General features: G+C 32.2%; 10 protein-coding genes. 3 read left to right on the plus strand and 7 right to left on the minus strand.

Going from position 1 to position 12,542, the window contains the following annotated elements; translation table 11 throughout:
• Positions 1-84 precede the first annotated feature (84 nt).
• The gene (locus CXF68_RS02690) at positions 85-675 is read right to left on the minus strand and encodes a carboxymuconolactone decarboxylase family protein (protein ID WP_101042811.1); all 591 of its coding nucleotides are present in this window, start codon (positions 673-675) and stop codon (positions 85-87) included.
• A gap of 112 nt (positions 676-787) precedes the next feature.
• On the opposite strand from CXF68_RS02690, the gene CXF68_RS02695 reads away from it, so the two are divergent.
• Genes CXF68_RS02695 through CXF68_RS02705 form a run of 3 tightly spaced genes read left to right on the plus strand, consistent with a single transcriptional unit; the run spans position 788 to position 3,321 of the window.
• Positions 788-1,213, plus strand: coding sequence for an OsmC family protein (locus CXF68_RS02695; protein WP_101042812.1), 426 nt, complete (start codon positions 788-790; stop codon positions 1,211-1,213).
• A gap of 20 nt (positions 1,214-1,233) precedes the next feature.
• The gene (gene recJ, locus CXF68_RS02700; RefSeq protein WP_101042813.1) at positions 1,234-2,922 is read left to right on the plus strand and encodes a single-stranded-DNA-specific exonuclease RecJ; all 1,689 of its coding nucleotides are present in this window, start codon (positions 1,234-1,236) and stop codon (positions 2,920-2,922) included.
• Positions 2,923-2,976: 54 nt separating this feature from the next.
• On the plus strand, positions 2,977-3,321 hold the full coding sequence (locus CXF68_RS02705; RefSeq protein ID WP_028889971.1) for a hypothetical protein: 345 nt from the start codon (positions 2,977-2,979) through the stop codon (positions 3,319-3,321).
• A gap of 48 nt (positions 3,322-3,369) precedes the next feature.
• On the opposite strand, the gene CXF68_RS02710 is transcribed toward CXF68_RS02705, so the two are convergent.
• From CXF68_RS02710 to CXF68_RS02735, 6 genes are all read right to left on the minus strand, one after another.
• Positions 3,370-9,030: an endonuclease gene (locus CXF68_RS02710; RefSeq protein WP_101042814.1), complete on the minus strand. Its 5,661-nt coding sequence runs from the start codon at positions 9,028-9,030 to the stop codon at positions 3,370-3,372.
• 416 nt (positions 9,031-9,446) lie between these two features.
• Positions 9,447-10,406 (minus strand): hypothetical protein, encoded by a 960-nt coding sequence (locus CXF68_RS02715; protein WP_157821835.1) that lies wholly within the window; start codon positions 10,404-10,406, stop codon positions 9,447-9,449.
• Positions 10,407-10,486: 80 nt separating this feature from the next.
• Entirely contained in the window at positions 10,487-10,765 is a 279-nt protein-coding gene (locus tag CXF68_RS02720; protein WP_101042816.1) for a hypothetical protein, read from the minus strand.
• Between the two features lie 27 nt (positions 10,766-10,792).
• Complete coding sequence (locus tag CXF68_RS02725; RefSeq protein ID WP_101042817.1) at positions 10,793-11,023, minus strand: hypothetical protein; 231 nt, start codon at positions 11,021-11,023, stop codon at positions 10,793-10,795.
• A 25-nt stretch (positions 11,024-11,048) separates the two neighbouring features.
• Positions 11,049-11,372, minus strand: coding sequence for a hypothetical protein (locus CXF68_RS02730; RefSeq protein ID WP_101042818.1), 324 nt, complete (start codon positions 11,370-11,372; stop codon positions 11,049-11,051).
• 146 nt (positions 11,373-11,518) lie between these two features.
• Positions 11,519-12,541, minus strand: coding sequence for a hypothetical protein (locus CXF68_RS02735; RefSeq protein WP_101042819.1), 1,023 nt, complete (start codon positions 12,539-12,541; stop codon positions 11,519-11,521).
• Between the last annotated feature and the right edge of the window lies 1 nt (position 12,542).

Consider the following 12,542-nt stretch of genomic DNA (forward strand, 5'->3'; position numbering starts at 1 on the left):
AGATAATTGGGGGATTATCTATTTAAATAAAAAAGCCTTCTCAAAGAGAAGGCTTTTATTTTACTGTTAATTATGATTTTTTTATTAAACATGTTTTCCTTTTTCCCAACCATGCTTCCCTAAATATTGATCTCCACTTTCTACGGCTCCATCTTCAATAGAAGTTCCCATAGAATCATTCCATCTATTTAAATAGCCAAACAGAGAGATAACCCCCAACATCTCTACAATTTCTCCTTCATCCCAATACTTGTACAATTCAGTCTTTATTTTATCATCAACCATGTTCGGTACCATAGAAGCTGCTAATGAAAAGTCTAACGCAGCACGCTCAGCATCCGAAAAAGCAACATGTGTCTTATACTCCCAAATATTGTCTAGCTGCTCTTGTTCTGCACCGTAACGTTCAGCAGCTCTAATAGCATGTGCTTGGCAATATCTACAACCAGTAGCATTACTCGAAACCCAAGCAATCATTCTTTTTAAAGCAGAAGTTACCTTTCCTTCATTTGCCATCACTGCTTTATTTAAATTTATAAAAGCTTTTGAAATGGCAGGACGACGCTGCATTGTTAAAACAGAATTTGGGCAGAACCCAAGTGTTTCATTAAAAAACTCTGCTAATTCTTTGGTTTCTTTATCATGCTCTGCTGATAATGGTGTTACTAATGGCATATATTCTATTTTTATTAATAAATTTTTACAGTAAGTTTGTGTAAAGTTTCAACAAATTATGTTGACTCTTTATTAAATTCGCTTACGCAAGAAACAAAAAAATAATTAAATTATGGCATCACATACAGTTACAACCGTTTGGAAAGAAAATATGCAATTCGAAACCGATAACCCAAGCGGTCACAAAACATTTATAGATGTAGGTGAAGAAAATGGAGGGAATGGTAATGGTTTAAGACCGAAAGCCATGATGTTATCTGCCTTAGCTGGTTGCTCTGGAGTAGATGTTATTCCTTTATTAGAAAAAATGCGCGTTTCTATTGATGATTTTAAAATAGAAATTACGGGTGAATTAACAGAAGAACATCCTAAGTATTACGATAAAGTATTTGTTGATTATCATTTTTATGGAACAGCTCTAAATGAAGATAAAATTAACAAGGCTGTACAATTATCAGTAGATAAATATTGTGGTGTTATGGAGATGTTTAGAAAATTTGCTGAAGTAAAGACAACCAATCATTTTCATAATAAATAAAATATACAGAAACTAACTACATGCGTTGGACTTTAAAGCAAGAACCAGATTCTATAAAAGTAAATCAATTAGCTAAAGAATTAGCTATTGAAAAAACATTGGCTAAAATTCTTGTACAACGTAATATAGATAGTTTTGATAAAGCAAAGCAGTTTTTTCGTCCGTCTTTAGAAGACCTACATGATCCGTTTTTAATGAAGGATATGGATATTGCTGTTCAGCGAATTGAAAGTGCAATTGCCAACAACGAAAATATTTTAGTTTTTGGTGATTATGATGTTGACGGAACAACCGCTGTTTCTTTAATGTCGTCTTATTTAAAAACAATTCATCCGAATAGCATAGCGACATATATTCCTGATAGGTACGCCGAAGGTTACGGTGTTTCGTATATGGGAATTGATTTTGCGCAAGACAATGGATTTTCTTTAATTATAGCTTTAGATTGCGGAATTAAGGCAATTGATAAGGTTGCTTATGCTTCAGAAAAAAATATTAACTTTATTATTTGTGATCACCACAAACCTGGTGCTGAAATTCCGAAAGCTGTAGCCGTTTTAAATCCGAAACAGATAGATTGTAATTATCCGTACGATGAATTGTGTGGTTGTGGTGTTGGTTTTAAATTAATTCAGGCACTAGCATCTAAAAGAAATCAGACTATAGATGATTTAGTAGGTTATTTAGATTTAGTAGCTACCGCAATTGCTGCAGATATTGTACCAATGACAGGCGAAAACAGAACTTTAGCTTATTGGGGATTGCAAATAATTAACTCGCAACCCAGAAATGGTATTAAAGCAATAATTCATCAACTAGATAAAAAAGTATTAACAATTACTGATGTTGTTTTTATTATCGCTCCGCGGATAAACGCTGCCGGTAGAATGAAACATGGTAATTATGCTGTTGAGTTATTAACTGAAATGGATTTTGATTCGGCTGTTGAGTTTGCTTCATCCATAGAAAAATTTAACTCTGACAGAAAGGAACTCGATAAAAAAATTACACAAGAGGCATTACTTCAAATTGAAAATAACGAGGAAACTGAAAAATTCACCTCAGTTGTTTTTGATGAGAGTTGGCATAAAGGCGTTATCGGAATTGTAGCTTCTAGATTAATTGAAACGTATTACAGACCTACATTAGTTTTTACTAAAAGTGGCGATAAACTTGCTGCTTCTGCTCGTTCAGTAAAAGGTTTTGATGTGTATAACGCCCTAGAACAATGTACTGATTTTATTGAGCAGTTTGGTGGTCATAAATATGCAGCTGGTTTAACATTATTACCAGAGCAATATGAGGGGTTTAAAAATAAATTTGAAGAAGTTGTTGCTTCCACTATAAACAAGGATTTATTAATTCCTGAAATTAATATTGATGCGGAGTTAGATTTATCTGAAATTACGCCAAAGTTTTATAGAATTCTACAACAAATGGCTCCTTTTGGTCCTCAGAATATGAAACCTGCTTTTTCAACCACTTCTGTAAGAGATAATGGTTATGGAAAACAAGTTGGTGCAGATAAAACACATTTAAAACTAAATATTATTTACGGGTCGGATAAGCGAACTTATAATGCTATTGGGTTTAATTTAGGCAACAAGCTACCTGCTGTTCAAAATGATTTTGATATTGTATATGCACTAGATGAAAATACATGGAACGGAAACACTTCCATTCAGTTACTTCTAAAAGATTTAAAATAATTTATTTAGAATTAGTCTAAATAAATTATATATTTGTTTCCGTAAAAACATATTATGGAAAATATAATTAAAATATACGACAATCAAATTGGCATTTCCTTTCACTGGAGAGACGCTAACACTCATTTAATTCAATTAATATTTCGTGATACTGGTTTTCATTTAACTATAAATGAAATAGAAGAATTTTCTGAAAAAGTATTGGATTCTAAGAATCAAAAAAATTGTGCTACTTGTATAAAAGGAGATAATTGTAAATCTATCTTATTACAAACTCCATCTGAGAAAGTAAGTATGGCTGTTTCTAAAATTGAACTCGGTCAAATAGATGATTTACTTAAAGGAACTTTATTTCAAATTCGAATGAATAGCTATTTAGATGATTTATGTAGAAATTAAAAAACGCCCTGTTTCCAGAGCGTTTTTTATAACCTTTATGTAAGTATATTAATGTTTAACAAGAACTTTTACACGTTGTCGTTTTCCGTCAATAAATGTCTTAACATAATAAACACCTCTTCTTAAATTACCTAAACTATATTTAAAGGTATTATTGCCTTTAACAACTCTTTCGTTAGTTGAAAACACTTTACGGCCTCCATATATACTATATATTGAAATTTCTACTACTGAATCATCGTTAGCATCAACACTTATTGTTAATGCATTTCTAAATAAAGGATTAGGATATAATCTCATTCTAGTAATAGCTGGCGTATTTATAGCTCCACCATCACAAGTACCTAACACTGCTCCTTTTCTTAAGAAATGTTTTACTAAAAATTCTGGAATACATTTTACTCTTCCTCTAAAACATATTTTAACTTTCTTAAACCCGAAGTAACTACCGCATGAAACATTTATTACTTCTACTGTAATTTCCTTAGAAACACTACAACCATTTACATCTGTAATTGTAACACTATAAGTTGTGTTTTCTTTTGGACACACAGTAATACGATCTGTTATTTCTCCATTATCCCATTCATAAGAATAAGGAGCAGCGCCACCTGATATTGAAAGTACTTCTAATTTAGCACAAGCTTGCTTTCTGTACCCTTTATATACGATTGCATCTTCTGATACAGAAACTTCCATTTCTACTGGCTCTTCAATAATAAAATCTTGAGTTATTGATGTACCTACTGCATCCGTTACCGTTACTGTATAAGTACCCGCGGCTAAACCTGTTGCTGTTGTTGTTTCAGATCCATTACTCCAAACATACATATAAGGTAATACTCCATTAACTGCAGAAACTATAGCTGAACCATCATTAGCTCCATTACAATTCACATTAGTAACTGCAACATCTAATGTTAACTCTTTTAATTGCAAACGTATAGATACTGGAAAATGATCTGATGTTGTACGAGAATACGTATTATTATAAAACTCATAATGTACTCTTTCAGAATTTGTCAAATAATTGTCATCTAATTCATTAGAAATCGCAATATGGTCTATCATATTTTCTCTAAACACAAAAGATCTAAATCCGTTATTTGTTAAAGATTCTGTAACAATAGAATAGTTTACTGTATCTTTTATATAAACATCGTATGTAGAAGTAGCATCTGTAACTAGATCAGCCACTACTGTTTCATCTACATCATCATTATAATCTCCTAACAATACTAAGTTTGTATTTGAAAATCTAGTATCTAAAGAATCTTTTAAAACCTCAACATCGTATTTACGCATGTTATACCTGTTCTGCGCATCTCCACTATTATTTGCTCTCGCATGTAATGCTACAAAACTATACGCTTCTGTTTCACCATTAATAGTAACATCAGCAGTCATTAAAAAAGGTAGTCTTCCACTTGCATAAAATCTTGTTTTATCGCTATTAGGATAATCTGCCAAAGCGGAATCATCTCCTCCATTATATAATGGGTGAATAGATCTTAACAATGCTTCTGTTTTCTTAACATTTACTGTAGCCTTTCTATAAATAAAACCTACTTTTTGGCTTATACCATCTGTTGAATTTGGTCGAGAAATCGCATCAGAAAGTACATAATCGTATGCTGGTAATTCCTTTAATAATTCATCAAACAATTGTACATCTACAATTTCTTGAACCGCAATTACATCTGCATCTAATTTATTTAACGCTGCTTTTACGCTTTCTTTTTGAATTTGATCTGAGTTTGGATTCCCTGCAGCAGGTGAATTTTCTTCATCTCCAAACCATTCTATATTCCAAGTAACAATATCTAATGTATTTTCTTTAGGAATATCATTCACTGGAAAAGTTGGTGGCACATAAGTAGTAGCACAAGACATGTCGCTTCTTTGTCTTGGTAATAATGAATAGAAATTTAAAAATCTACTTACTACCCCTACAATTTCGTTACACGTTTCTGGCTGACCCAAACCAACAATATCCGTTACATCTAAATCTATACGTACTTGTCCACTACCGCTTGTATCAGTTAAATTGTAATTTGAATTACCAAATAAAATATCTCCTGCTTTTGGAAAAATTGGATTTAGAACCTTAACTAATTGACTTGGATAATTAACCAGTTCATTTAATGTAACAACCTTAGCTTCTATCGGATTATTTGGAACTCCATTGTTAATAACCTCAGTTACTTGACTTATTTGAATTTGATCTTTAAACGAACTTCTAGTTCCTTTTACTGTGATTGAATCTCCTATTTTAAAAATATTCTCACCATAAACTTGTTCATCAAAAATAGCAATTGCTCCAGTAGTATCTTGAATATAAGCAGATCCTCTAAACTCATCTGCAACTGTTAAAACTCCTGTTATAAATACTTTTTCACCGTCTACTTTATTTCTAGCCTCTGCTATTGTTGTTGGTGAAGTAGGCGCAGTAACTACATCTGCATTTTTGGCTCCAGGAGTTGGTAATAACTGTGTAAATGAGCTTGTATTTCTTGCTCCTCCTGCTCCATTTGGTGAACGCTGTAATGAATGAATATTTTTAGTCCCTTGTGCATCTTCATTTAATTGAGGCTCTCCTGTATTTAGTAAAACTAATAATTCTGCATCATCAGCATCATTTGTTCCATAAACAACGGCGTCTACTAAATTCGTTGTTGTTACCGAAGTACTATTAGGAAAATCAGTAACGCTCCCTTGATATAATGCTACAGCATCTGCTCCGTTTTGTAATGCATTGTTTGGTACTACTAAATTTACATTTGGTACATCTTGATTACCAATTACAAAATATCCTGCCGCATTGGTTGTTTGACCTGATAAATCAATTGTATTATAGCTTGAATTATTTGACCCATTATAAAAAACTAATACCAATCCATCTAACGAAGTATTTCCTGTTCCTCCATCAAATAACTCTACGAATTCTTGCGTATCTGTTCCTGAAGTATCTGCATCTAATTCATTTATTACTATAGTCGAACTACTTGAAATAGCAGTACCTGATAAACTTACATCATCGAAACCTGCATAATCACTTCCTCCATTTTGTTTTACATTAACAAGAAAGCCAACAGTGCTTACTGTATCCGGAACTGCTATATTAATAGCCTCCCAACCTGTTGTTGAAAATGGGCTACCAACCGTAATAATTTCTTCACTTTGAGTTTGTCCATCAAAAATCATTTGATAACCAATAGTGTCTCCATTAGCAACATCGTATCCTACCACATTTAACGAAAATGACAATTGTACATTTTCAAAACCAGTAACATCTATAGTTTCAAAAGAAAGAGAACCTCCTGCTGATGTTCCACAATTCCCATCTAAATCTCTAACTCCAAAAAAGTTTGTATCTGTTTTAGCGGCACTTATAGATCCTACACTTGTTACTACATCCCAAACATCGTTCCCTCCATCATTACAAACTACTGGTGAAACTGTATAATTCCATGAATCATCACCTTCAAAACCTTGAAAAGCAATAAAATCTCCTGTATCAACTGGTGGAGGTACAACAATTACTACTCCATTTTCTGCTCCTGGTGTTGGTAATGATTGTGTATATGAGCTTGTATTTCTTGCTTCTCCTGCTCCATTTGGACCACGTTGTAATGAATGTGTATCTTTTTCTCCTAATTCATCTTCATTCAATTGTGGTTCTCCTGAATTTAATAAAATCAGTAATTCTGCATCATCACCATCATTTGTATCATAAACAACAGCATCAATTAAATTATCTATTGTTACTGAACTTCCATTAGGAAAATCTGATAAAATTCCTGAATATAACGCCACAGCATCTGCTCCGTTTTGTAAGCCATTGTTTGGTATTACTAAATTTACATTTGGTACATCTTGATTACCTATCACAAAGTAACCTGTTGCCTTGGTTGTTTGACCTGATAAATCAATTGTTCTATAACTTAAATTATTTGATCCGTTATAAAAAACTAATACCAATCCGTCTAACGATGTATTTCCTTGTCCTCCATCATATAACTCTACGAATTCTTGTGTATCTGCACCTGAAGTATCTGCATCTAATTCATTTATTATAATAGTAGGAGTTGTCGAAATTGCAGTACCTGATAAACTTACATCATCAAAACCAGCATAATCACTACCTCCATTTTGTTTCACATTAACAACAAAACTTACAGAATTTACCGTATTTGGTATCGCTACATTAATCGTTTCCCAACCTGTTGTTGTGTACGAACTTCCTACAGTAATCACTTCTTCAGCCTGCGTTTGCCCATCTAACACAACTTGATATCCAATCGTATCTCCATTAGCAACATCATAACCTACTACATTTACAGAAAATGATAATTGTACATCTTCGAAATTAGAAACATCTATTGCATCAAAAGAAAGAGAACCTCCTGTTGATGTTCCACAATTCCCATCTAAATCTCTAACTCCAAAAAAACTTGTAGCTGTTTTTGGAGTAGTTATAGATCCTACACTAGTTACCACATCCCAAACATCATTTCCGTTATCATTACATGTTACTGGTGAAGCTGTGTAACCCCACGAATCATTCGCTTCGAAACCTTGAAAAACTATATAATCTCCTGTATTAGGTGGTGTTATAACACCTGGTAAAGTTGTTGCTGTAACAGTATTACTACTTAATGAGGTATTACTAGAAGCATCAATAGCTTTTACACTAAAACTATAGGTAGTATTTGCTGCTAATCCACTAACATTATAATTCGTAGTGGCAACTGCTGCAATTTGAATTCCATCCTGAAATATTTGATACGCTATTACTCCTATATTATCTGTCGAAGCATCCCAAGAAAGTGTTATACTCGTACTATCAACTACTGAGGCAACCAAATTAGTTGGTACAGAAGGAGCTTCGTTGTCTGGATTAGTATTATTAAATCTATCTTCAGCTTGAGGCCCTCCCCAAATAGCAGTAGCAAAAGCAGGATTATCTATAAAAGGATTTCTATTTCCTTGAATTCCCTCAACAATCACATTTCTATTAATTTCATATTGAGAAACAGGATCTTGCACATTCCACTCTAAGAAAATATCTGGAATTTCCGCATTAAAAGTAGTTGCCCCAGCACCTACTGTTGTTAATTTACATCGATTTTCATAACGCAAATACATATACATCATCATACGTGCAACATCTCCTTTCCATTCATCTCCAGGATACCATCCATTATTAAATGCTCTAGCGTTACCTCCGCCAAGTACATCTATAAAAGGCCTGCTTCCTCTGTTTGAGTTCATACTAACATCTGAAGATCTTAAGTGATGAATATCTGATCCCGGCCCTGAAGTTCCTAAATTAGGGCTACCTAAAGATTTTGGATACGTATGTTCTCTGTTCCAATCCGTTCCGGAGTTACCTCCGTTGTTGTTTTTACTCCTTGTTCTATCAGTTTTAGAATCTCCATCAGTGTCGTTATACCCATAAATTAATAACACATTATTTGCGTTATTAGGATCTAAATCTGTTTGTTTTAATGCATTCCATACACCAGGAGTATATGACCCTGTTGTTCCTTGCTGAATGAGTAAAGCTAAATTTGTTTTTAATTGTTGCCCTGTGTTTGTAATATTTGTTCCATTATAATAAGTCGGAACCTGAGCTGATACATTTACTAACGCAAATGAGAAAAAAACAATAAAAAGTAGTTGTTTTTTTAAATAATGATAATCCATTGTAAAATTAAGTTAGAAGGTTAATCTCACAAAGATAAGTACTTATCTAAATTGGTTTGTTAATTAATTGTTATGCATGCATAATTTCTGCAAGAGTTTATTTATCCTCCCTAATTAAATACATATACACAGGGTAATGATCGCTATATTTTCCGTAAGAAAAACTTCGGGAGAGTAATTTTTAAAGCATCTTTTTTTTCAAGGAAATAAATAATTAAGTATACACTCTTAGAGCCATCTTCATTCAATTCTTTCTATCGTCCCCATAAAAAAAGCAACAATAAAAAGCCAATTTACCAAACAGCGTGGCATCATAATAATAACAATTATTATGTTAGAGTTTTCAGCATTGGTTAACGGAACATAATTCGGATGAAAAAACAGTACCACTTGAAAAAAAAAAATTGTATCTCATATTATCGTGCATACCCAAAATTAAACTCCCCTTTTTTATGCTTGTCTTCGGGAATGGATAAAAGAATACTTCTAAACATTACCCTTGTCTTATTATTCTTTTTAAATAAAAACCAAAAAGCAGGTTTCCCATATAAACGCTTATCTATAGAATCATCTAATGTAAAAATAGGATGCTCTAAATTAATAATACGTCCATTTCCTTGATAAGATACTTTATAATTCTTAAGTGGTTGAAAATTTTTATCCTCTATAAGTATAGGTACATATATTTGATCCACCATCTCTTTAATATATTGTTTATCTCTGTACTCAGTAACTGCTAACCTTACAAAATTGTAATACTCCATATCTAAAAGGGAAGCAACATCTTTTGCTTTATATAGTTTTTGAACTTTTTTATACTGATAGACTACAGCGCTTTCTAATTTTTCCTGGTCTAGTTTACGTAAATCTATGGCATTTACTGAACCTTCAATTTCATAAGGTACTTTAGCTTCAAAAGTAAAGCTGTATTCATAATAAGGTAAACCTGTACCCGCAAATTTTCCTGTATCAGTATTTTTTTTACTATGGTGTTTTAGTACTAGTTTTTCATCTTCTGTAATACTTTCGTAGGTATTAACATCGTTTACACGTATTACGTCAATACTAATTTCTGTATTATCTAATAAGGTGGTAATTGTTTTACCTTCACCATATTCTTCTTTTATTAAATCGCCTATGGGGTATAGCATGTAGGTGACGGTTTGTGTACCAGGTTTTAAAATAGCCTTGTTAATTTCAGTAGCCGAAGCATATTGTGCCAAACTATAATTCTCATCAACAACTTCATCATTTACCAAAACCTCATAAATACAATTTAGTTGGTTAATACGTAGATAATACATGGGGTCTTTTGGGTAGTGTTTTACTTGCTTAGCAATGCTGTCTATTAGTTCTTCTTTGGTTAAAAGTTTCATATCTATTTTTTGTATTTTGTTTTGAGCACAGCTACTCAAAAACAAAACACAAATACAAAATACCTACCCAAGCTCTCATATTATCGTGCATACTCAAAATTAAACTCCCCTTTTTTATGTTTGTCTTTAGTAATGGATAAATAAATAGGTGCAAAATTTGCTCCATACCATTCACCATCTACTTTATATTTAGAAGCTGATTTACCTCGCATCCAATTCTCTAAATTAGGATGGCTAAAAGCTGTAGGATGAAGCAAACCTACTGTTTTACCATTTCCATAAAATTGTATTTTATAATCTTTTATGGGATAAAATTCTTTATCTTCATCTTCTTTAAATTTTTCTAACTCTTCATACATTTCTGTAATATACTGTTTGTCTCTATATTATGTAACAGCCAATCTTACTAAAGAATGGTACTCCATATTCATTATTTTATCTACTTCATTATTTTTATATAATTTTTGAATTTTTTTATACTCATAAATTACAGCGCTTTCTAACTTTTTCTGGTCTAGTTTACGTAAATCTATGGCATTTGTCCAACCCTCTATTTCGTAAGGTATTGTAGCATTAAAAGTAAAGGTGTATTCATAATAAGGTAAACCTGTACCCACAAACTTTCCTGTATCAGGATTTTTTTTACTTATAGTGTTTTAGCACTGATTTTTCATCTTCGGTAATACTTTCGTAGGTGTTAATATCGTTTACATGTATTACGTCAATACTAATTTCTGTATTATCTAATAAGGTAGTAATTGTGTTACCTTCACCATATTCTTCTTTTATTAAATCGCCTATGGGGTATAGTCTGTAGGTTACCGTTTGTGTACCAGATTTTAAAATAGCGCTGTTAATTTTAGTAGCCGAAGCATATTGTGCCAAACTGTAGTTTTTGTCTACTAACTTATCATTTACCAAAACTTCATAAATACAATTTAGTTGGTTAATACGTACATAATACATCGGTTCTCTTGGATACTGTTTTACTTGCTTTGCAATGCTCTAAATTAAAATCCTGTTGTATTTGCATAGTTTTTTTATTTTGAGCACAACCTAAACTAACCACAAAAAAACAACCATATATAAAAATTTCTTTTAACATTATCTCTCTACTTTATCATTTCTAATTGTAGCTCTTCTTCTTTATCATTATACTTGTCTTTATCCATATAAAGATATATCCCTGGGAAATACACTCTACTTTGGTCATCATATAAAAAGTACAATGCTGACCTTCCTCTTAATCGTGAATCTATATCTAAACCACTACTATGCTTAAAAGTTGCTATTTTCCCTCCTCCATAAAAGACTAATTCATAATTTTTTAAAGGCTGAAATTCTTTACCTGCTATTTTATTAAATTTAAATAATTCATTACAGACTCTTTCTACCTTTATTTTATCCCAATATTCAGATTTAGCTTCCCTAGCAAATAAATTAAAATAAGCTTTAGCATCAGAATCTACATCTTTATTTTCAAGTACTTTTTGCTCCGATTTAAAATAGTTCCATATTTTTTTTATTAAAATAGTAGTATCCACTTTACGTAAATCGACACCATTACTCCAACCTTCATTTTCGTAAGGTACTTCTGCTGTAAAGGAGAATGTAAACTCGTAATAAGGTAAACCTGCTCCAGGGAATTTGTTGGTATCAAACCCTTCGGTTGTTACTACTTTTATAATTTCTTCCCCCGCTATGTCGTAATTTTTCCAATCGGGTATTTTTATAACTTCTATACGCATAGAACTCCCCCCTTTAAGCGTTTTATAATACGGCATCTCATCACCATAAGCTTCTTGTTCTAAATTACCTATAGGGTACATACGTAATGTAACTGTTTGCTCTCCACTATTTAAAATAGCTCTATTTATCTTTGTTCCCGTGGCATTTACCCCTAAATCGTAATTTTTATATACAGGAAAATCATTCACAAGTACTTCGTAAGTACAATATTCTTGGTTTATACGAAGTAAATACATAGGTTGTACAGCGTATTTGGGCATATCTTCCCACATTTTATCTGCTACATTGTTTATCGTTATTGATTCTTGAGTGGTGTTTTTATTATTTTGAGCACAACCTAAACTAACCACAAAAAAACAACCATATATAAAAATTTCTTTTAACATT

The sequence above is a fragment of the Tenacibaculum sp. Bg11-29 genome (assembly GCF_002836595.1).
GTDB lineage: Bacteria > Bacteroidota > Bacteroidia > Flavobacteriales > Flavobacteriaceae > Polaribacter.

What these genes read in the sequence shown, in the direction of transcription:
- CXF68_RS02690 (WP_101042811.1), bottom strand. Translation starts at nt 675, where the DNA reads ATGCCATTAGTAACACCATTATCAGCAGAGCATGATAAAGAAACCAAA.
- CXF68_RS02695 (WP_101042812.1), top strand. Translation starts at nt 788, where the DNA reads ATGGCATCACATACAGTTACAACCGTTTGGAAAGAAAATATGCAATTC.
- recJ (WP_101042813.1), top strand. Translation starts at nt 1,234, where the DNA reads ATGCGTTGGACTTTAAAGCAAGAACCAGATTCTATAAAAGTAAATCAA.
- CXF68_RS02705 (WP_028889971.1), top strand. Translation starts at nt 2,977, where the DNA reads ATGGAAAATATAATTAAAATATACGACAATCAAATTGGCATTTCCTTT.
- CXF68_RS02710 (WP_101042814.1), bottom strand. Translation starts at nt 9,030, where the DNA reads ATGGATTATCATTATTTAAAAAAACAACTACTTTTTATTGTTTTTTTC.
- CXF68_RS02715 (WP_157821835.1), bottom strand. Translation starts at nt 10,406, where the DNA reads ATGAAACTTTTAACCAAAGAAGAACTAATAGACAGCATTGCTAAGCAA.
- CXF68_RS02720 (WP_101042816.1), bottom strand. Translation starts at nt 10,765, where the DNA reads ATGTATGAAGAGTTAGAAAAATTTAAAGAAGATGAAGATAAAGAATTT.
- CXF68_RS02730 (WP_101042818.1), bottom strand. Translation starts at nt 11,372, where the DNA reads ATGTATTATGTACGTATTAACCAACTAAATTGTATTTATGAAGTTTTG.
- CXF68_RS02735 (WP_101042819.1), bottom strand. Translation starts at nt 12,541, where the DNA reads ATGTTAAAAGAAATTTTTATATATGGTTGTTTTTTTGTGGTTAGTTTA.